The sequence below is a fragment of the Rhodococcus sp. M8 genome (genome assembly GCF_015654185.1).
GTDB classification, from domain to species: Bacteria; Actinomycetota; Actinomycetes; order Mycobacteriales; family Mycobacteriaceae; genus Rhodococcus; species Rhodococcus aetherivorans.
Genome location: NZ_CP064066.1, coordinates 1 through 24,218 on the forward strand (window position 1 = coordinate 1; position 24,218 = coordinate 24,218).

19 protein-coding genes and 1 pseudogene are annotated in these 24,218 nt (G+C 66.6%); 8 read left to right on the forward strand and 12 right to left on the reverse strand.

The genetic code is table 11. The features are described from left to right. Positions 1-798: 798 nt before the first annotated feature. From ISO16_RS27765 to ISO16_RS27785, 5 genes are all read left to right on the forward strand, one after another. Positions 799-1,965 carry a site-specific integrase gene (locus ISO16_RS27765; RefSeq protein WP_072636212.1) on the forward strand — a complete coding sequence of 389 codons (1,167 nt, stop codon included), beginning with the start codon at positions 799-801 and terminating at the stop codon, positions 1,963-1,965. 177 nt (positions 1,966-2,142) lie between these two features. Then, positions 2,143-3,270, forward strand: a complete 1,128-nt coding sequence (locus ISO16_RS27770) for a tyrosine-type recombinase/integrase (RefSeq protein WP_072636903.1) — start codon at positions 2,143-2,145, stop codon at positions 3,268-3,270. Then, positions 3,267-3,593 carry a helix-turn-helix domain-containing protein gene (locus tag ISO16_RS27775; RefSeq protein ID WP_072636904.1) on the forward strand — a complete coding sequence of 109 codons (327 nt, stop codon included), beginning with the start codon at positions 3,267-3,269 and terminating at the stop codon, positions 3,591-3,593. The genes ISO16_RS27770 and ISO16_RS27775 overlap by 4 nt, the downstream gene beginning before the upstream one ends. After that, on the forward strand, positions 3,590-5,710 hold the full coding sequence (locus tag ISO16_RS27780; protein ID WP_072636905.1) for a hypothetical protein: 2,121 nt from the start codon (positions 3,590-3,592) through the stop codon (positions 5,708-5,710). The genes ISO16_RS27775 and ISO16_RS27780 overlap by 4 nt, the downstream gene beginning before the upstream one ends. Continuing rightward, complete coding sequence (locus ISO16_RS27785; RefSeq protein WP_075288622.1) at positions 5,688-6,761, forward strand: hypothetical protein; 1,074 nt, start codon at positions 5,688-5,690, stop codon at positions 6,759-6,761. Before ISO16_RS27780 ends, ISO16_RS27785 begins: the two co-directional genes overlap by 23 nt. Positions 6,762-6,999: 238 nt before the next feature. Here ISO16_RS27785 and ISO16_RS27790 read toward each other — a convergent pair whose 3' ends face one another. Next, a complete protein-coding gene (locus ISO16_RS27790) occupies positions 7,000-8,307 on the reverse strand; it encodes a hypothetical protein (RefSeq protein WP_139311050.1) in 1,308 nt (435 codons plus the stop codon). Between the two features lie 331 nt (positions 8,308-8,638). Here ISO16_RS27790 and istA point away from each other — a divergent pair, with 331 nt between their 5' ends. Together istA and istB are read left to right on the forward strand one after the other, a co-directional pair. Next, a complete protein-coding gene (istA, locus tag ISO16_RS27795; protein ID WP_230304621.1) occupies positions 8,639-10,213 on the forward strand; it encodes an IS21 family transposase in 1,575 nt (524 codons plus the stop codon). Then, positions 10,210-10,980, forward strand: a complete 771-nt coding sequence (istB, locus tag ISO16_RS27800) for an IS21-like element helper ATPase IstB (protein WP_072636906.1) — start codon at positions 10,210-10,212, stop codon at positions 10,978-10,980. The genes istA and istB overlap by 4 nt, the downstream gene beginning before the upstream one ends. A gap of 35 nt (positions 10,981-11,015) precedes the next feature. Here istB and ISO16_RS27805 read toward each other — a convergent pair whose 3' ends face one another. The 10 genes and pseudogenes from ISO16_RS27805 to ISO16_RS27850 form a co-directional block, all read right to left on the reverse strand. After that, entirely contained in the window at positions 11,016-11,513 is a 498-nt protein-coding gene (locus tag ISO16_RS27805) for a hypothetical protein (protein WP_139311049.1), read from the reverse strand. Between the two features lie 513 nt (positions 11,514-12,026). Then, positions 12,027-12,215, reverse strand: coding sequence for a hypothetical protein (locus ISO16_RS27810; RefSeq protein WP_139311048.1), 189 nt, complete (start codon positions 12,213-12,215; stop codon positions 12,027-12,029). A gap of 83 nt (positions 12,216-12,298) precedes the next feature. Continuing rightward, a complete protein-coding gene (locus ISO16_RS27815) occupies positions 12,299-13,705 on the reverse strand; it encodes an SIR2 family protein (protein ID WP_072636836.1) in 1,407 nt (468 codons plus the stop codon). 213 nt (positions 13,706-13,918) lie between these two features. Next, complete coding sequence (locus ISO16_RS27820) at positions 13,919-15,316, reverse strand: recombinase XerD (RefSeq protein ID WP_072636835.1); 1,398 nt, start codon at positions 15,314-15,316, stop codon at positions 13,919-13,921. A 79-nt stretch (positions 15,317-15,395) separates the two neighbouring features. Continuing rightward, positions 15,396-15,731, reverse strand: a complete 336-nt coding sequence (locus tag ISO16_RS27825; RefSeq protein ID WP_072636834.1) for a helix-turn-helix domain-containing protein — start codon at positions 15,729-15,731, stop codon at positions 15,396-15,398. Continuing rightward, a pseudogene (locus tag ISO16_RS27830) lies at positions 15,728-16,836 on the reverse strand (tyrosine-type recombinase/integrase). The gene ISO16_RS27825 and the pseudogene ISO16_RS27830 overlap by 4 nt, the downstream one beginning before the upstream one ends. A 626-nt stretch (positions 16,837-17,462) precedes the next feature. After that, entirely contained in the window at positions 17,463-18,419 is a 957-nt protein-coding gene (locus tag ISO16_RS27835) for an alcohol dehydrogenase catalytic domain-containing protein (protein WP_083662568.1), read from the reverse strand. A gap of 326 nt (positions 18,420-18,745) precedes the next feature. After that, a complete protein-coding gene (locus ISO16_RS27840; protein WP_072636832.1) occupies positions 18,746-19,207 on the reverse strand; it encodes a PaaI family thioesterase in 462 nt (153 codons plus the stop codon). Positions 19,208-19,218: 11 nt separating this feature from the next. Continuing rightward, the gene (locus ISO16_RS27845) at positions 19,219-19,905 is read right to left on the reverse strand and encodes a GntR family transcriptional regulator (protein ID WP_017681813.1); all 687 of its coding nucleotides are present in this window, start codon (positions 19,903-19,905) and stop codon (positions 19,219-19,221) included. A 206-nt stretch (positions 19,906-20,111) separates the two neighbouring features. Continuing rightward, positions 20,112-21,443, reverse strand: coding sequence for an MFS transporter (locus ISO16_RS27850; protein ID WP_072636839.1), 1,332 nt, complete (start codon positions 21,441-21,443; stop codon positions 20,112-20,114). 357 nt (positions 21,444-21,800) lie between these two features. Here ISO16_RS27850 and ISO16_RS27855 point away from each other — a divergent pair, with 357 nt between their 5' ends. Next, entirely contained in the window at positions 21,801-22,088 is a 288-nt protein-coding gene (locus tag ISO16_RS27855; RefSeq protein WP_139311045.1) for a hypothetical protein, read from the forward strand. Positions 22,089-23,108: 1,020 nt separating this feature from the next. Here ISO16_RS27855 and ISO16_RS27860 read toward each other — a convergent pair. Continuing rightward, positions 23,109-24,083, reverse strand: coding sequence for a GlxA family transcriptional regulator (locus tag ISO16_RS27860; RefSeq protein ID WP_072636830.1), 975 nt, complete (start codon positions 24,081-24,083; stop codon positions 23,109-23,111). Between the last annotated feature and the right edge of the window lie 135 nt (positions 24,084-24,218).

Genomic DNA, 24,218 nt, shown 5'->3' on the forward strand with positions numbered 1-24,218 from the left:
GAACGTGGCAGGTAGAGCGCCTCAACTTGGTGGCAGAAACCCTGCCTTTGCCTCAGGTGCGGTGGCACTGCCTCAGGTCTGATGGCACAGGACAGAGAACCAGAAGATCCGGATAAATACGGCAAAACGGTCACCTGGGGGTTTGTCACTCCCGGTTTGTGCGGTGTCGGCAACGTAAATTGGCATTTACGCAGCCATCGCCGTAAACCCCGAGGTGAGCGTGTTCGGTCGCCGGGACCCTTGTCCTTGTCCACGTTGTCGGTGCGTTGTCCGAGATAGGTGTCGCATCCGGAAGGCGTCGTCCGAGATAGTTGTCACCACGCTGTGCGACACGCGGTGTCGGTTGCACGGTTCGGGGCTCGGTTGGAAGTTCTCGAGCCCAACCCCAACCGGTGGTATCTGACCGCAGCGATCTGCGGGGCAGCCGATTACCCGATTGTCGTTGCGCTCACGACGTCTTTGGCTGACACCGCGTGGCGGAATCGGGTGCTCACGATGGAGTCACCCGGTCAACAGGATGCGATCGGGGGTCTCATCGAGGAGTCCGTCACCGACGGCGCAGTCCCAGCCGGCGTGTTCGATTCGCTGCTCACGCGGTACATCAGGCATCGTCCCGGTGCCCGGACTCGACCCGCCGAAACGGTGGGCTGATTCGACGATGTGCGACAACTAACTTGGACGATTCGATCCTGCGGCCGTCCAACCAAGTTGTGGCATCGCAGCTCAGGTAACGCGTTCTGCGTCAGATAGATTGAGCGAGGACAACCCTGTCGGAGCCGTCCGGTAGCGTCGCCACCCGTGGATCTCGAGACGAACGACGCAGGAGACGGCCAGCTCGTCGTGCCTGGGACCCCGGCGGGGCCCGCGGCGCCGGACCTCGCACCCGGCGCGGCGGCGCGGATCGCGGAGTCGGTGGCCGCCTCCCGGGCCGCGGGCACCCGCCGCACCTACGCCTCGGCGTGGCGGGCCTTCACCGCGTGGTGCGCCGCGGAAAACCATGTGGCGGTGCCGGCGCATCCGGTCACGATCGCCGCCTACCTGATCGCCTGCGCCGACACCGTCACCGAGGCGGGGGAGCGGGCCTACGCCCCGGCGACCCTCGCCCATCGCCTCGCCGCGATCGCCCACCACCACCGCCAGACCGGACACCCGGCTCCCACCGGCGACGACCTGGTGAAAGCGACGATGGCCGGGATCCGCCGCGGCTACGCCACCGCTGGCGACCGGCCCCGCACCCCGCGGGCCCCGCTGCTCACCGCCGACATCCTTGCCATCGTCGACAAGGCCCGCGCGAACAGCGCGGGCTGGGCGGACGAGGTGCTCGAACGCCGCGATACCGCGATCCTGCTATTGGGGTTCGCGGGGGCGTTCCGCCGCAGCGAACTCGTCGCCCTGACCTGTGGGGACATCAGCCTGCACCGGCTCGACGGCCTGCACATCAAACTGCGCAAATCGAAGACCGACCAGGAGGGCCGCGGCACCGTCCGCGCCCTGCCGTTCACCCCCAGCCATACGAGCTGCCCGCCGTGCGCGTGGATGCGGTGGGCGCAGGTGGTCGCCGCGTTCGACACCGGCGGCCGGCCCGCGGTGATCCGGCTGCTGCGCAGCGCCGAGCCGCTCGCGGCGCACGTGTGCCGCGGCACCCGCCCCCGCATGGTCCCGGCATCACCTCTGCTGCGGTCGATCCGTAAGAACGGCCACCTCTCCGACACCGCCTTGTCGGGGGCGGCGGTGCACCACGCGATCCGCCGCCGCGCCGAGTCGGCGGGCTATGACCCCGAGATCGTGAAGCAGCTCGGGGGGCATTCGCTGCGGGCCGGGTTCGTCACCCAGGCCTTCCGCAACGGCGCCTCCGCGCACGCGATCATGCGCCAGACCGGGCACACCACCCCCGCCATGCTCGAGGTCTACGCCCGCGAACACGCACCCCTCATCAACAATGCCGTCACCAACCTGGGGCTGTGAACGGGCAACCGGGCGGAATTGCATCGGATGCAACACTGCGCAAGCGGGGGAGAAGTGCTCGACGTGCGGCGAAGGGGGCGTGCCCGTGCGTCGAGTATCCGGCGTGCGTGGGCCGTGACCTGGCAGAACACCTCGTTTCGGCCACGCAATTCAACAATGTTGTGTTCAATGCAACATATGGATTCGGTGGTGGACCCGCCCGGTGCGGCGCATCTGGTGTTGGCCGATGCGGTGGTGCACCTGGATCCGGAGGAGGCGGTATTCGAGGCGATGCTCGCCGGGTGGCAGCGGCAGCAGCGCACCCGGTTTCTGAGCGAGTCCGGCACGATCGGTCCGCGGGTGGCGGTGGTGCGGCGAATGGCCGAGTTCACCAATTCCTATCCGTGGCAGTGGGAACCGGCCGATGGGGAGGATTTCATCACGTATCTGCGCTCGCAGACGCGGGCGCGACCGATCGTGGTGTCCACAGCGCGCAGCTATGAGATGGCGATCGCGTTGTTCGTCGAGTACGTCACCGATCGTCGGTACGGATGGCCCGCGGTGTGCGAGCAGCGGTTCTCGCGGGTGCCGCAACGAATCTTCCACGAAGGCAATACCATCGCGCATGTCGCCGACGTCGAGGGGCAGCCGGGACGGCGCCCGTTGACCTACGACGAGGTCCAAGCGCTGTTCGACGCCGCCGACGCCCGGGTGGAACAGATCCGCGGCCGGGGCCGCAAGGGAGCGCTCACCGCGCTGCGGGACGCGGCGCTGCTCAAGACCGTGTACGCCTACGGTCTACGCCGCCGTGAGGTGCACGGGCTGGACCTGGCGGATCGGCGGCACAGCCCCGCCGCGGCGCAGTACGGCCGTTACGGGGCGTGGTTCGTGCGCTGGGGTAAGGCGTCGAAGGGCAGCCCACCCAAGCGTCGCACCGTGCTCACGGTGCCGGAGATGGACTGGATCGTCGAGGTGCTCGAGCACTGGGTCACCGAGGTCCGTCCACTGCTGCGTCCGGGTCCGCTGGCAGCGGTATGGGTCAGCGAACGGGCCGGACGGATGTCGATGCGCAGCATCAACGAGGCGTTCGTCGCGGCCCGGCAGACGGCCGGGTTGCCGACCGAGCTCGACCTGCACTGCCTGCGTCATTCCTATGTCACCCATCTGATCGAGTTCGATTACCCCGAGCGGTTCGTCTCCGAGCAGGTCGGGCACCGCTACGCGTCGACCACGGCGCTCTACACCGGGGTTTCGGACGAGTACCGGCGCCGGCTGATCCGCCGCGCCCTGCACAGCCGTACCGAACTGTGGGAGCAACGCCGATGATCAGGAAGATGGGCTACCGCTGGAATCTGCGCCGACGCATGGCCGAACAGGACATGTTCGCCACCACCGACCTGGTGCCGCTGCTGGCCGACCGTGGCATCCACCTCTCCCGCGAGCAGGTCTACCGGCTGGTCACCGCACCGCCGCAACGACTGTCGATGGATACCCTCGCCGCCCTGTGCGACATCCTCGCCTGCACCCCGAACGACCTGATCGAGATCGATGTGGTCAACACCCCCGTCGCCAAGACCGTCGGCCCCGCCGAACGAATCGTCCCCCCACAGGCCCGGCGCACCACCATTCGCCGGCCGCGGGCCACATGACCGCCGCCCGGGCCGGTCGGGAACCGCGGCAGACGGTGCTCGACCGCGCCGCCGCCCGGGTCTGCGCGGTGGTGCCCGGCCTCGATCCCACCGCCGCCGCAAGATTCGTCGAGCGCGCCACCGTCGCGCACACCCTGCGCCGCCTCGAGGCGCACCTGGCCCACCATCCGGACGCGCTGACCAGCGGTTCCTCGGACGCGCCGATCACGCTGCAGCGGCTGGCCGGGTTGCTGGCCGACGCCGGCCACCCCACCGTCGTCGTCCCCGGCTGCCTGCGCTGCGGTAAGCCCGCGCTGTTGCCGCACCTCGTCGACGGCGGCCGAGTCTGCGACCACTGCCGCCGCTTCTACCATCGCGCACCCTGTGGGCGGTGCCGCCGCGACCGCCCGATCGCTACCCACACCGACCGCGGTGATCCCCTGTGCCACTCGTGCATCCCCCGCAGGCGCGAACCCTGCGGCACCTGCGGACGGGTGTTGCGGGTGCAGACCCGGCGCGCCGACGGCGCCGCGGTGTGCCCGAACTGTTATCGCACTCCGCAGCGGCGTTGTTGCCGCTGCGAGCACATCACTCCGACCTACGCCCACACCGACCACGGACCGATCTGCAAGTCCTGCTACCGCCGGCCCCTGCGCCGTTGCGGCGCCTGTGGTGAGCAGCGACGCATCGACCGCCGCGCCACGGCAACCACCCCGGACATCTGCATCCGCTGCCGAACCCGACGCCTGCGATCGTGCACCGTCTGCGGCACCGCGTATCCGGCCCATCCGCGTGCGCAGCATCCGGTGTGCCTGCCGTGCCGGGACGCCGGCCATGTCCTCGAACCCGAGCTCACCGAATCACCCGACCGGATCCGTCGGCGCCGACACGAAACCAGCCACGACGCACTGATCACCACACTGCACGCTGTGATCACCGATCCGCACCGCGGCATCGCCGCCCCACTCACCGCGCTCGACGAGGTCTTCCGCACGGTGCCCAACCCCGAGATCATCCGGTACTGGCTGCACCGCCGGCGCGGCGGCGCGGCACTGCTGCACCAGATAGCCCTACGCGCTCACGACGAACCGATCACCCACCAACTGCTCGACAGCTACCCCCACAGCGCTGCACTGCCCCGGCTCCGCGCTCTGTTCGTCTACGCCGGGATCCTGCCCGAACGCACCGACCTGCTCGAACGGATCGGACCCTGGCTCGACGAGATCCTCGAGGGCCGCCCCGCCCACCACGGAGCACTGGTGTGTCCCTTCGCGCATTGGCACGTGCTACGCCGAGCTCGCCGCCGCGCCCGCAGCCGCCCCGTCACGGACAATGCCGCCGCTTACGCCCGCAGCCAGATCACCCTCGCCCTGGACTTTCTGTCCTGGCTCGACGAACACGACACCACCTTGGCCACCGCCACCCAGGCAGACCTCGACCGCTGGCTCGACGGCGGCAGCCGCTACCGATATTTCCTGACCAACTTCATCGCCTGGGCTGCCGCCCACCAACAGTGCACCGACCTGGTCGTGCCGCAACCGCACAGCGGCGAACCCTCACACATCATCACCGATGACGACCGTTGGGCAATGCTCGCTCGCTGCCTGCACGACGAGACGCTGCCAATACAGGTGCGAGCGAGCGGCGCGCTGGTACTGCTCTACGGACGCACCATCACCAGCATCGCCGATCTCACCACCGACGACATCGCCGGCGCCGTCGCCGACGCCGACGCCGACACCTACCTCCGCATCGGCGACAGCACGGTCCTGCTACCCCCTGCCCTCGCCACGCTCCTGCAGACCCTCTCCGATGACGCCGCCGGCCGTGCTGCCTTCCAGAGCCTCGATCCCACCACCCGATTCCTTTTCCAGGGACGAGGAATCGGTAAGCCGACCACACCGAAAGTGCTGGCGCGCAACCTTCGAGCGCACGGAATCGACCCGCGACCCGCCCGCCACGCAGCCCGAGCGGCCTGGGCCAGCGAGATTCCCGCCCCCATCGCCGCGGACGTGCTCGGCATCAACATCACCACCGCCACCCGATGGGCCGGCCGCACCCGACGAGACTGGACCACCTACCTTGCCGCCCGAACCGACACCGCAGGACACACCCATGACAACCCCGGAAAGACATGACGAATACCGCACCCACCGAATACCGTCACTCCGCCAGTCCACCTCGACCGAGCGACTCGACGGCTCTTCGGAAACGGCCTCCGGCCTGCGGATCCCGGCGCGGTATCGGCACGACTGGGTACTGTTCGCCGACTGGTGCACCGCCACCGACCACCGACCCATCCCGGCGAGTCCCGACACGCTGGCGCTGTTCCTGCGCGAGCACCCCGCCGCGCCCGCGACGCAGCGGCGGCGGGTGTCGGTGATCAACACCGTGCACACCCGCCGCGGCCACCCGCCGCCGGGCCGCAGCGAGACCGTCCGCCGCCGGCTCGACGCCGCCCGCGCCGCCCGGCACGACCGACTCACCCCGCTCCTGCTGCACAAGGCCGCCGAGCTGCCCACCACCGGCTGGCCGAGCGGCCTGTTCGGCCGCCGCGACGCCCTCATGCTCGTTCTCGCCGCCACGGGGATGCCGTTCGCGCAACTGGCCCGGCTGCGCCGCGGCGACATCCACCTCGACGCCGGCACCCTCGTCGCCGCCACCGACGGCGGGGAACGGTACTGTGTGCCACCGGAGTCCGCCGCCGCCCAGAGGGCGGCGGGGGTGTATTACAGGTGGGCCGAGATCCTGGCGTTCCTGGACACGTACCCGAACACCGACCTGCTCGCCCAGCACCTGACCGACCCGGTCGAGGTCGAGCATGTCCCGCTCACCGAGCGGCAGGCCCGGCGACCCCTGTTGTCCCCGATCGACCGCTGGGGGCACCTGCCGCTGATGCCGCAGTCGATGACCGCGCAGTCCGTCGCCACGATCGTGCGAGACCATCTGTCCGGCCGAGTGCGGGCTCGGGCGCCGCTGCCGCTGCGTAAGCAGCGTGACCAAGACGAGGAATCCACCGTGTGGATCGAGTCGGAAATCGACCTCGATTCGCACTACTACGAACGGGGTATTGCAGCGCGCCGCAGTGCCCGCGACAGCCTGGACGGTCTCCCCGACATCTTGGACGAGATCGAAGCCCGTGCCGACGCACTGCTCGAGGACCTGCTTACCGTGCTTGATGCGCTGTAATCGTCCTGGCGGTGACGTCGTCGCGCATCTCAGGAAAGATCCCTGGCCGCAATGAGACGAAGTTGAGGGAGTACTCCACGTGGTCACCACCCTGGGGAAACTCCATGACGCGGTCGAGGATGAGGTCTTCGGTACGAACACACGCAACGCCTCCACCTGCACACTGGGGTCATAGAGCGCTCCTTCCCGCGAATCGACCGGGTGCTCGTCCGGCCATTGTCCGTAGGGAACCTGGTTGTCACGACAAACTGGCAATCCGCTCAAGGATGGCCTCGTTGTTTGCATGAACTCGACGCGACAGCGGACGATTGGGATTGAAGAGAGTGTGGTCGAGATAGTCGCGAAACCGGATCGGCCACACAGTCCGAGTGCATGCGTACCGCCATTGCACCAAGGTCTGGAGGGGGTCGGGGAATCCGAGGCGACCCGCCATTCCTTCGAGCATCTGCAGCTCTGTAATCGGAATGGCAGCGGGTGCGAGGATCCGTCCGTCAAATTCTTCAAAGAATGGACGGCTTCGAAGTTGAAAGTCGAGGTCTGTGGTGTCCAAGTTCGGTATCCCCCCGGAGGGCAGAGCTATGATCGGCACGAAAACTGTAGAGGGATGCAGACCGAAGTCGTCGACACCTCGGTCGCGGAGATTTCTTATCGTTTTTGCGAGTTGCCCGAATTTCCCGCCCTCGGACGCGAATATCTTGTCCATGTCTGCGGCATAAGCTTCAGGTGTTCCGAGCCCTTGGGACAGGAAGGCGTCGAGTGAGTGATTCGTGGCATCGATTACTATGCACGTCTTACCGGCTCTGATGACCCAATCGCATGCGGATGCGGTGGCCTGCCTGTTGGTTGTCCAGACTGTCTGCAGTTCGTTCTCGGTGATGAGTCTGTCTGCATACGCACTTCGGGCCACCAGCCTTTCCAAAATGTCGCCGATAGACCGTTCGAACACATGGTTCATTCCACCGCTGAAAGCCTCGGACTCGGATCCCGGCTTCGGCGCCGGCATCTTGAACCCAGGTAGACCTGCAAAAGTCGACCAATAGAGCAAATTTCCGTAGAACCTGTCGATACCCCACTGGTAGCGAAGCAGAAGCAACGTGTCGCTGTCGAGCCGGAGGAATGGAAACCGAGTCATGGTGTACCGCTGCTGGTGCACCGAGCCACGTCGGCGATCGCCAGCAAGAGCGTCTCGGTACTGATCCAGAGGTCGCGACATCTCTCTGATACACAGTTCGATAGCCACATCGGAACCACCCCGCTCGAGCAGTTGGAGTCGAGTGAACTCCACCACTCCGTCCCGCGCCAAGTCATCGATGATCTTCCCAACTGCCAGTACCTCGACCAGCGGAACGCCATGAGCTGCCGCGAAAGCCTCTGCCGGACAGGACCCGAGCGCCGGATGAACCACTTTGTCGGGCCATGACCTGAACCACGTGTCTTCGGTTTCAGCTCGCAGAAGGATCGGACTGAGCGTGACATCTGCCAAGGCGTTCGCGACCTCGGCCGGCATCAGTTCGCGCAGCATCGCAATACTGTCCTCTGCGCTCATTCCCGACAACTTCTGCGCTATTTTCCTGTGATCGTCGTCAGTTACCACACCCGTGTCGCTGTACTCCGGGTGACGGTGGTGCTCCGTGTTGATCGAGAGAAGATAGTGCACCAATGTCGGCAACGTCAGCTCTGGCGCGTCAGGCTCGGTAGAGTGCTAGCGGACATGCCAACCTCCCTGTAGGCGGACACGTTCTTCCCTGCTGACGGACAGCTGATCTCCCTGTCCGTGACCGTGGGACCGGCGGTGTGTCGGTCCTGAACCAGACGCCCCTCCGGGGTTTTGCTCGAGGTCTTCGACCACCACCGAGCGACTCCCACCGGAGGGACGCATGAAGAAGTCTGACAGGGACATCATGGAAATTCTCGAGGCCTACGACGCCACCGGCAGCGCGCACTCGGCCGCGCAGCTCGCCGGGGTGGACCCGAAAACCGTCCGACGCTACGTCGCCGCCCGCGACGCGGGTATGCCGGTGACCGGCACGGCGCGGCGGCCGCGCATCATCGACGACTACCTCCCCAAGATCGAGGAGTGGGTCGAACGCAGCAAGGGCCGGGTCCGCGCCGACATCGTCCACGAACGCCTGGTCGAGCTCGGGTTCGACGGGACCGAACGCACCACCCGCCGGGCCGTGGCGCAGGCGAAAACGGCGTGGCAGGCCGGGCACCGGCGCACCTACCGGCCGTGGATCACCGAACCCGGACTGTGGATGCAGTTCGACTGGGGCGCCGGCCCGAAGGTGCCCGGACCGGGCGGGATCGTGCGCTCGACCCTGCTGTTCTGCGCCTGGTTGGCGTGGTCCCGCTACCGGGTGGTGATCCCGGTGTGGGATCAGACGTTGCCGACGCTGATCGCGTGCCTCGATGCCACGGTGCGTCGCTTCGGTGGGGTGCCGACCTACGCGCTGACCGACAATCCGCGCACCGTCAGCATCGATCACGTCGCCGGCATCGCGGTGCGGCACCCGCAGATCGTCGAGACGGCCCGGCACTACGGCATGGCCGTGCACACCTGCATCCCCTTCGACCCGGAATCGAAGGGTGGCAGCGAAGCCACCGTCAAGATCGCCAAGGCGGATCTGGTGCCCACCGAGGCGAACCTGCTGCCCGAGTACGCCTCCTTCACCGACCTCGAAGCCGCGTGTGACCGCTTCTGCGTCACGGTCAACGCCCGACGGCACCGGGAGAGCGCCCGCATCCCGGCCGAGGCCCTGGCCGAGGAACGCGCCCGCCTGCACACCCTGCCGTCGGCCCCGCACACCCTGGCATTGGGGACCACCCGCAGTGTCGGCACCGACCAGACGATCCGGTTCGGCTCGGTGCGCTATTCGACCCCGCCCGGTCTGGTCGGCGCCGAGGTGTGGGTGCGCGCCGCCGGCGCCGACCTCGTCGTGGTGGCCGACCTCGATGCCCTGCCGCGGATTCCGGACTGGGCCGCCGGTCGGTGCGGTCTGAGCGAGGTTGCCCGGCATCGTCTTTCGACACCGGGCAACCCGAGCATCGACCCGGCCCACTACCCGAACCACCCCCAGGAAGCGGACGGGGCGCCGCGGCCGCCCCGTCCGAGGGCCCGCTCCGCTGCCGAGGCCCGGTTCCTCGATCTGGGACCCGGCGCGCACACCTGGCTGATCGCCGCCTCGGCGGCCGGGGCGGCCCGGATCCGGGCGAAGATGACCGCCGCGGTCGAGCTGGCGGCGTTCGTCGGCGCCGACACCGTCTCGGCGGCGCTGGCGGTCGCGGCCGGAGCGGGCCGGTTCGCCGAGTCGGATCTGCCGGCGATCGTCGCGCACCACACCGACACCGGCGCCGGCGCCGGGCGGGTCGTCGCCGACGAGACCCATTCGGTCCAGCCCGGCACCGGAGCCTGGGCCGGCTTCGGCACCGCCCGCACGGAGGCCCGCTCGTGAACCCCACCGCACCGCCGCTGCCCGACGATCTGCTCGCCGTCCTCAAACGCATGCGCCTGCCCTACCTGCGGGCCGCCGCCCCCGAGGTGCTGGCGACGGCAAAAGCGCAGCGGTGGGACCCGACCGAGGTCCTCAAAGTGCTGCTGACCGAGGAGATCCGCGGCCGCGACGAAGCCACCAGGGCGATGCGCCGCAAAGCCGCCGGGCTGCCGGCCGGCAAGACGTTTTCCTCGTGGCGCGAGGAGGATTCGTCGATCCCGGTCCCCACCCAGAGCGCCCTGGCGGCGTTGGAGTGGGTGCATCGCGCCGAGAACCTCGCCGTCAGTGGCCCGTCCGGAACCGGCAAGACCCACTTCGTCGAGGCGTTGGCGCATGCGGTGATCGACGCCGGGATGCGGGTGTCGTGGTTCACCCTCGAATCGTTGACCGCCGCGATCGGGCGGGCCGCGGTGGACGGGTCGATCACCAAGACCATCACCAAGATCACCCGGGCCGAGCTGATCGTCGTCGACGACATCGGCATGCTGCCCTCCGGTCAGGCCGCCGCCGAGGCGTTCTACCGCCTCGTCGACGCCGCCTACGAACGCCGCAGCGTGGCGGTGACCAGCAACCTCCACCCGTCCGGGTTCGACACCATCATGCCGAAGACCCTCGCCACCGCCGCCGTCGACCGGCTGCTGCACCACGCCCACGTCGTGATCACCGAGGGCACCTCACTGCGGTTGAGCGAGGCCACCGCCGGACGCGGGGTGGTGCCGTTGACCTGACATCGAGGGAGATCACCTGACCGCGGACAGGGAGATCAACTGTCCGCAGGCAGGGAGATCACCTGTCCGCCCACAGGGACGTCCTCCTGTCCCTTGACAGTAGAGGCGTACTCCAGAATTTCGCGCATAAGTTGCCCCAGCGACCTTGCCGTAAGCAAGTGATCACCTTTGTTAACGCGAGCTATCAGAGTCTCACTCCATGGCGTTCCAACTCTGCGGAGTAGATCGGCTTGCAATCGCTTCTCAGACCAATCGATCATCAGAGCAAAGTCGAGACGCGAGAACAGGCGGGACAGTTCTCGCACTGCCGCGAGGCCAGTGACACCTGCAAGAGCAGCGCGCCGAGCCGTTTCGTCGACAGGTTCTATCTCAGCGTCTGCCGCCATCAGAACGAAGTTCTGATGGCGCATCGACGCTTTGACGGCAGCCATATCCATGTCAGCTTGTGACGGTGTCGGAGTGACGGGAGCATCGACTGTGGGAGTACGACGTGGTGGACGATTCTGGTTGCGGCGACCGTACTTCTTGCCCATTGTTTAACTGCTCCTTACTCGACTTCTGTCGCTGGAGCTTACGTACGACGACCGACTAACCTGTGAGAGAGCTGGCACTTATCGCTGAAAATCACAGCCACGACCAGCGACACCGTGTATTCCGACACCCCGGACCGGCCGTGGTGGCACCGCTGGGCTCGTCCCGGTCCGGTCGCACCTGCTGCAGACCGTCGAGGCGCCCAGAGGGGCGGGATGGGCGTCCGGTCGTTGACCGTGGCGATCGATAACGCCAGGCGGCCGACTGACCTTTTCGACTTCGCCGCGTTCGACAGCTTCGAACGCGACCTCATCCGCGAACGCACCAGGTCGGCCTGGCCGCCGTTCCGGGCCGGGCCCAGCCGCCCAAGGTGACCCAACAAGATCCAGCGTGCCAAGAAAACGCGCGAGAGCAGCATGGCGCAGTCAAGATCGCCGAGATCCCCGGTCGACCGTCCCACGCCGTACAGGCACCTGAGGTGGGAATCGAGATAAGCGAAGGCGAAAAGCCGGGGATCAGTGGGGCAGAGGTGTGCTCTGGGTGAGCTTGGCCTGCACCTCGGGGCTGGACCGAGCGATGAAGCGGTTCGGCGTGTCCGCCTTGCGGATGAATTTTCCGGTGGCGGCGCTCCGGGTTGACACACTACTGACCCGGAAGGTGTTGCTTGACACCTTCCGCACCGTGGTCTTGCTGGTCGACTTCACGCTCTCCACCTCCTTGGGTTGATCCAGAGTAGCGCACGTTGACGCGTCGTGGCCCGCCACGGCGCAGCACCGCTGCGGAGCGGTCAGAGGGGGACCATTCTCGTCTGCAGCAGCAGGGACCATTTTTCCGACAACTCGGCGAAAACGGTGTTGACCTCGTCAATTTGTGCGTCAGCGATCGACGTGGTGGACGCGGCGCTGATGACCCCACAGGGCAGAGGAGGCCCGCCCGGAAGCTCGGCGACCAGCGGGGCGGCGGCGACCGAATGCCACCGCGTTGTCGGCGCCGGCTGGGGAATCTCCCGGATGAGCAGGTCATTGCGTCCGATGCACTGCCCGGCGATCCACGGGCTGTCGTGTCCAGGAAGTGCACGCCGTAGATGGCCGGGATGCCGATATATGCGGTCGTTGGCGCACCAGCGCACCAGGGCGCCCGCACCGTCGGCGAGCCACAGCGTCAGGTTCTCGAAAGCTGGCAACAGCTCCTGCAAAATCGCCAGATCGTGATCGAGCTCGTCCGAGTCTGCCTGCTGGAACAGAGAGAACTCGGCGAGATTCTTTTCCCACAGAGCCGCCGCCCGGTGACGCGGCGGTTGATAGCCGGCTTCGCCGAGATGCGGCAGTTCCCGAAGAGCTTGGGCTGCATCGGTGTAGTCGTGGGTGGCAATCACCTGTACGCCCAGCGCCGACCACTGGTTCTTCAGGGCTGTCTCCACCCGCTCGAACTGGGCGCGGTCCAGGCCCATACCCTCCCGGGCGAGGAAGACCAGCACCTCTGCCTGTGGATCGTCAGAGGTCAGATCGTGGATCCACTGCCGGATGTCCGGATCCCGATACGACGTGCCCGCCAAGATCAACGGCCCTTTCTGGAGGGACTCATGGAGCGCGGACAGCTGCCACGCCGGCTGACGTTGACCGAGCTCGTTGTAGTCGCTCAGGGTGAGAACCACCGAGTCGGCCGTCGCGGCACCCGGGGGTAGGAACCCGTGCAAGTGGTGCACCTCGTAGGCGCCGCGAGGAGCACGGGGCCGCGATTTTTCCCGACTGAAGACTTCGGTGCTCCGTCCGAGATCGTCCAACACATTGCGCAACGCGGCTTCGAACAGGTTGTCGTAGTTCAAGGTGAACAGCGAGATCGCCTCGGGACCACGTTTTTCGGCCAGAGCTGCGGCGGCCGTGTGCAGCGGCGCCGGGTCCACCGGTGTATCGCCGTAGAGCGCCGATTCCAGCAACGCAGGCCACGCCGTACCTGCTGCGTCTTTCGCGGCTTCGGCGACGATGGCCGGATCTTGGCCTGCAAGGAAGGCTCGCGCTGTGGCGTGGTCGGGAATGGCCTCGCTCGCCGTCAGCAGTTCGACCGCAAACGTGTTCCAGTCGGGCAATCCGGCTGCGGCGGACGCACCTGCCCCCAGGAGCACGCCGACGTGGGACTCGACGGTCAGTGATTCGAGAATCTCGATGGTCTCGGGCCCGATCTCGGCTGCGCTCACCGTGGCAGTCTCTCATCCGATTCGAACGACCCTTGCTGCCACTGGGGTGCGTATTTCTCGGTTGCCCCGGTGCGTTGGTTCAGAAATCGATGATCGGTGTGGCTTTCGTGGTTTCTGTGTCGCGGCGGTGAAACTCGACCGCATTAAGGATCGGTCATTGGCTGCAGTACCGAGCGTTCTACTGGTAAGTCTGCGTATTCGAACCCTGCATGATCAGGCCCTCGCGGGGTAGGCGTGCCATGGCTGGCCGGCAAGGTCTGCGTGGTGGTGGGTGACTTTGTCGCTGTATCCGAGCATGTCCGCGACCACGGGCGGCGGGACTTGCGAAACAAGATCACGCAAGGCCGCGTTGCGGGCGCCGAGGAGGTCGATGCCCAGGCGTCGTAGCCGGCGCACGGCGGTGTCGGGACGGAGGTGGTCGCCGGGCCTCGATCCCGGGAACAGCCACGGGTTGTCTGCGCCGGTGGTGCGTAGGTGCGGACGCTGGGTGATGTGCTCGCGCAGCAGCGAGGCGAACGGTTCGAGCGCGGGCGATGGTGTCGCTCCGAACGCGATCGTCGAGGCGCCGGATGTCGTGGCGATCGCGCTCAGCGGTGTCTCGACGATCTTGACGACGGGTTGGGCGTAGAGCAGCAGAATCAGGCCGACCATCCGGTAGGGAAGCGATTCGCCCTCGCCCGTGAGGAGTTCACGGATCCACGCCAGTCGCTGCTGCTGGGTGAGGATGCGGGTGGTCTTCGCTTCGCGGAACCCGAGGGTGATCGCGGTGTTGATCCGCGTTGCGGCGCACCAGATCACGAAGGTGCGGATGGCATGCCGGGTGGTGGTGCCGGTGGCGATCCACTGATCGACATCCTGCTGGGTGCAGGTGGTGATCGTCCTATCGTGTTCACTGTCGAGCCAGCGGAGAAACTTGAGTACCTCGTTGATCTCTTGTTTCGAAGTGTCGACAGCGCCTCGGATCGGCTTTCCCGCGGCCACCATGTCGCCGATGCGCTTGAGGTGATGCCACGTCGCGAACTGTCGGACCGGCCGTGTGATCTGCGGGTTCGACAGGCAGGCGAGTCTGTTGTCGATCCATTCGCCGAACCGGGCGATCCTGGTGTCCCGTGGGGGAAGTACACCGGCGTGCACGAGGATCGCCCGCAGGTGGTCGACGTGCCCGCCGTGAGGCGCGACCCCGTCCAAGCCATCGTGGGTGATCGGTGTCGCTCGGGTGGCCAGGGCGGTCAGGAGTGCCTGTACCTTCTCCGATCGTTTCCAGGTGAGGATGCTTTCGGGGCGGTCGGCGCGACACAGGGTGTCGACGAGCGTGCGGAATCCGTCGGGGGCGTCGCCGCGCAGGTAGTCGCGTTCGAGGTCGTGGCGCAGGGCGCACCGGGCGCAGCTACCGCGCCGGTAGGGACGCTGCTCGGTGTTGCAGGTTCGGCATACGAAGCTCTGGACGATGCCGGCACAGTCCCGGCACACCGGCGTGTCCTCGTCGTCGACGTGCCCGGGCAGCAGGCGTTCGGTCCCGCAGCGGGAACATCGCCCCCGAAGGCTGGTGGCTGTGTAGTAGCACGAGTTGCAGATTTTGCCGTCGGGCCAGGATGCCGCGGCCTTGCGCATGCAGCGGTGACATCGTGCGCATTCAAGGCGCCCGTCCGCGACTACGGGCCGTCCCCGGACGGTGTTGCGTCGTTTCGGTTCACTCGTTGTCACCGAGCACTCTCGCTCGTGCAGGGCGGATCGTCTTGTTCAGCTCGACTACGTTCTTGCCGGCGGTGCCGGCGGCCGTCTTCCGGGCGTTCGCCGCGGTGACGGTGATCAGGTCGTCGGGTCCGCAGCCGAAGATGTCGCAGAGGGCGGCAATCAGTTTCAGGGACACGCGTTCGGGTCGCTGGTGGACGATGCGATACACCTGCGGCCGCGACAGGGTGATTCCCCGCTCGTGCAGGTGGGGAATGAGGTCGGTGCTGTTGTGCATCTGGTGCCCGGCCATGAGTTCGGCCAGCCGCCAGTGGTAGTCAACGTCGCGTTTCACCGGGCATCGCCGCTTTCGTTCGGGGTCAGTGCCGCGGTGAGTGTCGCATCGAGCGCGCCACGCAGGGTGCGGGTGCGGTAGTCGCTGCTGACGCACGTGTAGATGGCTGTGGTCGAGGCGTGTTCGTGGCCCATCTGGGACTGGACGAACAGTGCGTCCCATCCGTCTTCGAGCAGGTGGGTTGCATACGAGCGGCGGAAGGAGTGCAGATCCAACCCGGTGGGCAGGTCGAGTTCGTCGCAGTAGCGCCGGAACCGACGCAGGACCGTCGACTCACAGATCAGCTTGCCGCGCTCGCTGGGAACAGGTCGAGTCCGTCATTCATAGGACGCTGACCGTTGTCGAGCCAATCGGTGATGATCTCCGGGGTCCACTTGAAGACCGTCAGCACGCTGCGCCGCTTCGGTGGCGATCCCTTCTTCGCCTTCCCGTACCGCACGTGGACGACACCGTACTGGCCGAACTCTCTCGCGTGGGGGTTGCGGGCGAAGTCGACGGTCTGCAGGTGACACAGCTCGCGGAACCTCAGGCCGTACGCGTAGGCGAGCTTGAACAACACCGCGTCCCGGTAGGCCGGCAGCCACCCCTTGCGGCCGGACGCGGCGATCATCGCCACCTGCTCGTCCGCATGGTCGAAGAAGTCCTGGATCTCGTGTTTGGTGAAGGCACGCTTACCGGGCCGTGATTCGGTGTCCTGCACATGCCGAGCGGTGTTCCAGTCGAAAAACACCTGGCAGGGGTGGGTGCCGAAGAGTTCCTCGCAGACCCGGTCCCAACCGTAGTCCGGTGTGCTGACATACGAACAGAACTGCCGCAGCCCCACCTGATACGAGCGGATCGACGAGTGGGCGAGACCATGGATCGACCGCAGGTCCCCGAAGAACTCGTCGACCATCGCCACCGTCCAATTCCACGGGTACTCGTTCGCATGTGCGATGAACCGCTCTACCTGTCGGATCCGCGAGTCGATCGTCTCGAATCGCAGGTTGCGGCTCAACTGCTGGTTGCGCCAGCCTTCGAGCATCTCCGCGACCGTCTGTTCCTCAGGGTGCAGCGGTCGCACCGAACCGACAAGATGGACCCGCCCGACCTCGTCGATCGCCATCTGTGAACCTCCGACGGAGTGTCTCATTAGGTGATTCAATGATTCACCTAATGCATCATGTCGTCAAGACTCCAGGTCAGCATGCCGTCGAGCGTCGACGTCGGACCGTCGTGGACTTGGCCGCCCTCGGTTTGAGGTGGGGGATTTATGGCGTGAATCTGTTGTGCGGCAAGATTAATCGACGTCAGTTTGGGGCGTGGGTGAGGGTCGGTCCGGTGATGCATCGGATGCAATATGCAGTCTTTTGGTTGACATAAGGCCTGGTTATCGGATTCGCGCCCGGCTCAGTGTGCGGGCGTGCAAGAACCTTAGCCGTGACGCTACCCAGCCGCCGGTACTCGCTTTTAGCTTCGGCGCGAGGGGACCACGGTGGCCAGCTTCGAGGGTATCGCCGCTGATGTCCTGCGGAAGCGGCCGAGACCAAGCTTGTCCGGTCGGTTCGCCTGCGTGTGGTTCGTTGCGCTAGAACCTCGTGGTTCCGAGATCGAGCGCGGCGGGCGTGCGTTGCACACTCGAGGCGCGCCCACCCCCCCGGTCGCGTGCCGCGAGACATATCACTGCAACCCGACTGGGTCAGCTCCGGTGCTGCAGTCGATCCGGCGATCCCCGCGCCGACGACCACGACGTCACCGTGCGCCGCTGCCTGCGTCACGTGTGCTCTTGGTGTCGAGGACGATACGGAACTGCCGGCGGCCTGACCGTAGACGTTTCAGGGCCTCGGCGATGCCCTCAAGGGGCATCACCTCGACCATCGGCCGCACCCCGGTGAGCAGCGCAAAGCGCATGGTCTCCTCGATGTCCACTGCACTGCCGGTGAGATGACCGGACAAGGACTGTGCGTTCATCGTCAGCTGCGCGGCGGGCACCTGCACACAATCACCGTCGACCCCGATGAGGATCAGCCGGCCTTGCGTTCGCAAACCCGCGAGCAGCGCGCCGAGCGGTGCCGTGGCCGGTGCGGTGCTCAGGATCAGATCCGCACCACCGATGCGCTCGAGCTCCTTGCCCGCATCGACGGCGTGACTGTCGATGTAGTGGTGCGCCCCCAGCTCGTACGCCACTTTTTCCAGGTTGGGGACTCGTGCGATGACGACAACCTCGTATCCCATCTTCGCTGCGAATTGGACGGCCAGATGACCGAGACCGCCGAACCCGAACACCGCGATCCGGCCTCCGGCCGCTACCCCTGCATGCCGTATCGCATTGAACGTCGTGACCCCGGCGCAGCCCATCGGTGCCGCGTCGACGAAGTCCAGACCGTCGGGAATGCGGGCCAGCGCATCGGCAGGGACGGTGAGGGATTCGGCCCAACCACCCGGATAGGACCGGCCCGGGGTCCTGCGTTGCGCGCAATGCACCACATTCCCGCGTCGACACAGGCTGCAGTGCCCGCAGCTGCCTCCGAACCAGCCGACGGCGACACGGTCGCCGATCTGCCACCCTCGGACATGCTCACCGAGCTCGGCGATCGTGCCGGCGATCTCGTGGCCGGGCACGATCGGAACGCTGACGTTCGAGCGGGGATTGTCCACCGTCTCGAGATCGGCCCCACAGATGTCCGAGGCCCGGACCTCGATGCGCACCTGGCCCGCGCCCGGGGGCACCGGTTCGATCGGTTGCACCCGCAGCTGCCGGCCCGGCGCGGTCAACTGTGCAGCAACAAAAGCGCGAGGTGGCATGAAGGTACTCCTCTTGGTAGTGGCTCGATCCGTGCGAGCGCGCAGACGAGAGATGCCGATCCGGTGTGGGCGAATTCCACTGTCAGTGCAGCGCCCCGAGCTCGACAGCCTCTCCTCGCTGTCGAAGGCACCACGATCCGGGTATCCATCGAGGAGGTGCCTCGGATCTGTCGTCGTTCTCGTGGAGGGTCAGGTGACCATCGGCGGGCCCGGTGGATGCTTGGTGGGGCCTACACCGTCGGGGGAATTTCGATCGCGATCATCTCGCCACGCGCACACACGTCGTCGCCTGCGGCGAGCTCGAGGCCCACGATCACCTTCCGTCCCTCGTGACTTTTCAGACGTCCGCGGACGGTCAGTTCGACACCCATCGGGGTCGGCCGGCGATATTCGACGGTCAAGGTGCCGGTCACGAACCGTAGGGGTTCCCGGTCGTCCCCGATCCCGCGCCCTCGAGCGTGCTGGGCGAAGGCCGAGGCGGAGGCGGCGCCGTGGCAGTCGAGCAGTGAGGCGATGAGTCCGCCGTAGACATGGCCCGGCACGCCACCGCTGTAGGCCGGGCCCGGGGTGTAGCGTGCCACGGTTTCGTCACCGTCGAGGAAGCTCTCGAGCCGCATTCCGTCGGGGTTGGCCGGTCCGCATCCGAAGCAATGGGCAAAGCGCTGCGGATAGTAGTGCTGAATTGCGCGCAACTGTGTGTTCCTTACTTCCAGATCGAGGGGGTGAACTCGGTCAGTTCCCGGCCGACTGCGGACGCAGGGGCGTTTTCCGCGATGTGACCACGCAGTGTCCTCGCGAACTCGGCCACGTTGCCCGCTCGTAGATGTTCGATGAGGGTGACGTGTTCGGCGATGATCTCGGCGCAGCGGGTGAGCAGACGATCGCCCGAAGCGAAGAGCACGAACCGGTGCCGGTCGGAAAGCTGGTCGTAGAGTTCGAGCAGCACGGTGTTGCCGCCTGCCTCCACGAAGCCGCGGTGGAACCGGAGGGTGAGGTCGATGAATCGACGAACGTCCCTGTCGGCGAATGCGGCCCGTTGCTCGTCGACGGAGTGTGCGAGACGTTCCGCCAGACGCTGACGCAGCTCGTCGGAGGCTCTGTCCACCGCCGTCGTCTCGAGCACGAACCGGGCGTCGGCGAGTTCGGCGACGGTCTGCTCGCTCATTCCCTGCACCAGGGCGCCGCGCTTGGGGTAGATGACGATCCATCCCTCGTCCTGCAGGCGCGCAAGAGCGACACGCACAGGTGTGCGACTGACCCCGAGGTCCGCCGCCAGCGTGTTCTCGCCGAGCATGGCGCCGGGGGTATAGGTGCCGTCGAGGATGCGATCGCGGATCACCTGGTAGGCACGCTCGGAGGCGCTGGGGCTCTCGCTCAGGCCGGCGGTCATGGTGGTCTCCTCGTCCTCGACTCGAATCCGATATGGATCCATCCGGGACTGCCGAGCGTAGCGACCGGGCGCGCCTGAGCCGGCCCGGCATGTGCTGTGGGCCGGATTCGACTGCCGCGGCGTCCGGGAGGTCGTCCGTGCCTTCGCGCAGAGCAGAGGGTTCGTCGTCCCCGTCCGCGCACGGCTCGACAACCGAAAGGGAGTGTTCACGGCTGCACTCGTTCGAGGCGGTGTTCGTCGACAACGGCGGGGATCGAGCTGCCGGGCCACTTCATCAACGGCACCGCTCTGACGGAGAACACCAGCGTGATGAGCAGAACCCCGGTGGCCATCAGGTTGATCCACAGGAAACCACCCATCGCCAACACCGTGCCGGCCATGGCTGCCATCAACGCTCCGCCCAGGTTCATCGCCGAATCCGAGGCGCCCTGCAGCGTGAGCTTGGCATGCTGGGGCACCGAGGCCGTCAGCAACGCCGAGCCGCCGATGAGGAACATCGACCACCCCACCCCCAGGAGCAGCAGCGCGGCGGTCAACAACGGCATCGACGACACCGGGGCCAGGGCATCGACGACGCCGAGAGTAATCGTCGCGATGAAGACGACAACACCGGACGCGATCACGGTGCCGGGTCCCCACCGGTCGGACATCCACCCGAAAATCGGGGAAAGCGCGTACATCCCGGCGATGTGGATGCTCACCACGATGCCGATGGCCCCGAGGTCGAACTGCTGATGATGCATGTGCACCGGCGTCATCACCATTACGTTCGTCATCATCATCTGCCCGGTGACGATGGTGACGATCGCGAACAGAGGAACCGGACGCGCCGCAACGAAACGCAGCGCCGCACCCAGGCCCCACGGTGCCGGCGCGTCGGTGGCCTTGCCCGCGACAACAGCACCGCCGCCGGTGACATCGGCGTCCGTGCCGGCCGCACCCGACCGGGCGGCGCTCGGACCGATCCCACTCGCGAGAGTCGACGCGGCCAGGGCCGCGAGGGCGAAGGCAGTCATCGAAATCAGATATGGACCGGCCAGGGGGTGCAGGCCGAGCGCCTCGCCCAGGTGCGCGCCAGGTCCGGTGACGTTCGGACCCAGTACGGACCCGATCGTCGTCGCCCATACCACCAGGGACATCGCCCGGCCGGTCGCCGCGGGACCGGCGACGTCGACAGCGGCGTACCGGGCTTGCAGACCGGCGGCCGTGGCCGATCCGCACAGCATCATCCCCAGCATGAACAACGGAAAGAACTCCACGGCCACAGCCGACAGCACCACCAAGGCACCGAGCGTACCGATCCCGAACCCCAGGGTGAGGGCCCGGCGCCGTCCGGTGCGTGCCGCGAGCGCCGCCAGCGGGTAGGCGATCAGGCCGGCACCGAGAATCACGCTCATCTGCGCGAATCCGGCCATCGCGGTCCGTCCCGTGATCTGTTCGGCGAGCAACCCGCCGACCGCGTAGCCGGAGGCGATACCGGCTCCGGAGAGCAACTGCGCGGTGATCAGCTTGGCCTGCGTCAACGCGGGCGACGGCATCGGCACTGCACTGTCCTTTCGAGTTCGACCGGCCGCTCAGGCGGCACAGTTCGTCGGGTGAGCCCGCAGGGAGGCACGGACGTCCCGGCGACTTTGCAGAGGGGTTCGCTGTGCAACCGCGAACGCGGATGTAGGGGGACAACAGAGCGGCCAGACCCGTTCCGGGCCAGACGGGGCTCAGACTTGCAGAAAGGGGAGACACGAATCCCTTTTTTGCTCAGGGGCTCTCACGATTCATGCGCGCCTCCCATCGTCGTCGGTGCAGTGGCTCCGACGCCGAACCTTCGACTGTCGATCGGCTGCGGTGCCACCACCAATGTCCTGGGATCCATCTTGGATCCCAGATTTCCAGCATCGTTGAAGCATCCATCAGAAGTCAAGTACCGCCGAGCGCGGCTGCTCAACGTGGTGCTCGGTGTCGTCGGGGTGTTCCTGAGGATCGTGCTCGCAGCACAGCTGCCGCCCGGGCAGAACCCGACCGACCACCGCGGCGGCACCACCCCATCCGGGATGTCCCCACACTCCGGTGACGGGACAGGCGAACTCGGCTTCGTGTGCCGTGACGGCGGCGATGCGGTGGCAATCGGTGCGCTCGACGCCCGGGTGGTGCTCGCACAGTGGACGGACCTGTGTTGCCCGTTCTAGGCATGTGTCCAAGGAGATGGTCGTTACCAACATCTTCGATTTCAAAGGTGCGGATTTCCTTGGTCAGAGGACGCGATCGGCAGTTCGGACTTCTCCTGAAAGCAATCGACGAGGACGAAGAAGGGCCGAATCGGGAACTCGGAACGTGCGTGCAAGTAGTCGGATCCGATGCCATACCGGGCGGCCTGGTTGACATAATCATTCTTATCGGCGTTCCGTGAACGATTGCGCCACAGGGGTTTTCGGGTCAAATCGGCGCAGTCTCTCGTGGGAACGCGGTGCGGCGCGAACGCACATGCACGGGCCCATCAGCGCCGGCGCGGCGGCGGCGTTGTCGGTTGGGCGCATCCCGCGGACCGATCGGGTCCGCGGGCCGGCGTTGCGAGCTGGCCACGTTGAGGCGGGCGCTACGCGTGCGCCGTCGCCCGTGAGGCGGTACCTCCACGTTCCGTCACCGTGACAGAACGTCATGCTTGATACCTGGTGCTGCGCAGCGGATCCGGGCGCCACCAGTTGATAATGGATAACCGGAATTATCCATCATGGATGAAGCCGGCAGAGGAACTATGAATCGTCCCGCTACTGGAGTTCACCGTGGAAATCGCCTCGCGCAGTATCGCGGTCACTGCTGCCACGAGGTTGGCGGCGGTTTCCCTCGGAGGTAACTGCGCAGAACGATCCGACGCGTGCCGAGGCCGGGCACGTCGATGACATCGACTCCCTCGCGCAGCATCCCCCGCAGAGCCAGCGCCGGGGCCACCTGTCCGGCGTCGGGGCCCTCTCTGCTCGACAGCACCTACACCACCGATCCTCGACTCGACGACCAGCCCACTTGATGGTCATCGAGTCTCCGCCTCCATGGACCATTGCGTACATATGCAGATTATGGAATCTCGCGTCGCACACCTCCCGCCGAGGACCAGCTACCCGCATCCACTCCGCCGTGCCTACTACGAGACAGCGCCAATGCGCTGCCGACCGCTTCGCGGGCGAGTGCCCAGGAGTCGCAAACGGTCTTGATCACTTCTTCTTGCGCACCGTTGCCTGTGGAGGAGAAGCGAATTGCCGCCGGTAGGCCGTAGGTGTAGTGGAAAAGGCGGCGGTGAAGTTCTGCCGGAAGGTGACGGGGCTGGCGAAGCCGCACGAAGACGCAACGGCGTCGATGCTCCAGTCTGTCGTTTCAAGCAACACGCGCGCCTCCTGCAGGCGCCGCTCGAGGATCCAGCGGGCCGGTGTGGTGCCGGTGGCCTGCTGGAAGTGCCGCACGAAGCTGCGCCGGCTCATGTTGGCCTGCTCGGCGAGTCGGTCGACCGGGAGCGGTTCGTCGAGCCGGGTCAGGCCCCACTCGAGCACCTCGGCGATCACGGTGTCGGTGGCGACTCGCGCGAGGGGGCGTTCGATGTACTGCGCCTGTCCCCCCTCGCGGTGCGGTGCCACCACCAGGTGCCGGGCCACCCGGGTGGCGGCCGCGGAGCCGAGATGCTTGCGTACCAGATGCAGGCAGGCGTCGATCGCCGAAGCAGTTCCCGCAGAGGTGAGAACATCGTCGTGATCGATGTAGAGCACCGAGGAGTCCACTTCGGAGCCGGGGCAGCGTTCGGCCAGCAACGGCATCGCCTCCCAGTGGGTGACTGCGGCGCGCCCGTCCAGCAGTCCGGCGTCGGCGACCGCGAATGCCCCCAGACACAGTCCGGCGATGATCGCGCCCCGCGCGTGCGCCTGGTGCAGCCGCTCCTTCAGCGCCGCGCCGATCGGTGTCGAGGGCCGCGGCCAGGACGGGACGATCACGATGTCGGCCCACTCGACCGTCTCCGGCCCTGCCACCTCTCCGATCGGGTACCCCTCGACGGTGCGGACCGAACCGGGGCGGTCCGACCATAAGCGGGTCTGCCAGCCGGGTGCGAGATCGAGGCGAGTCACCTCACCGAAGACCATCAGCGGTGCCGCGAGGTGGAACATGGTGATGTCGTCGAAGGTGTAGACAGCGATCCGCATCCTGATCTCCCGACTTGGCGCAATTTCATCGAAAGTGTGCATTCGAGCCACTCACAGCAAGGGTAGCCCCACGGCACAATCGACAGGGAGGCGCCCACATCCTGAGCGCGATAACCCCTTTCGAACCCCTGGGAG

Excerpts from the sequence above, each read along its gene's own strand:
- ISO16_RS27770 (WP_072636903.1), top strand. The coding sequence starts at position 2,143 with ATGGATTCGGTGGTGGACCCGCCCGGTGCGGCGCATCTGGTGTTGGCC.
- ISO16_RS27775 (WP_072636904.1), top strand. The coding sequence starts at position 3,267 with ATGATCAGGAAGATGGGCTACCGCTGGAATCTGCGCCGACGCATGGCC.
- ISO16_RS27780 (WP_072636905.1), top strand. The coding sequence starts at position 3,590 with ATGACCGCCGCCCGGGCCGGTCGGGAACCGCGGCAGACGGTGCTCGAC.
- ISO16_RS27785 (WP_075288622.1), top strand. The coding sequence starts at position 5,688 with ATGACAACCCCGGAAAGACATGACGAATACCGCACCCACCGAATACCG.
- ISO16_RS27790 (WP_139311050.1), bottom strand. The coding sequence starts at position 8,307 with ATGAGCGCAGAGGACAGTATTGCGATGCTGCGCGAACTGATGCCGGCC.
- istA (WP_230304621.1), top strand. The coding sequence starts at position 8,639 with ATGAAGAAGTCTGACAGGGACATCATGGAAATTCTCGAGGCCTACGAC.
- ISO16_RS27805 (WP_139311049.1), bottom strand. The coding sequence starts at position 11,513 with ATGGGCAAGAAGTACGGTCGCCGCAACCAGAATCGTCCACCACGTCGT.
- ISO16_RS27820 (WP_072636835.1), bottom strand. The coding sequence starts at position 15,316 with ATGCGCAAGGCCGCGGCATCCTGGCCCGACGGCAAAATCTGCAACTCG.
- ISO16_RS27845 (WP_017681813.1), bottom strand. The coding sequence starts at position 19,905 with ATGACCGCCGGCCTGAGCGAGAGCCCCAGCGCCTCCGAGCGTGCCTAC.
- ISO16_RS27850 (WP_072636839.1), bottom strand. The coding sequence starts at position 21,443 with ATGCCGTCGCCCGCGTTGACGCAGGCCAAGCTGATCACCGCGCAGTTG.
- ISO16_RS27860 (WP_072636830.1), bottom strand. The coding sequence starts at position 24,083 with ATGCGGATCGCTGTCTACACCTTCGACGACATCACCATGTTCCACCTC.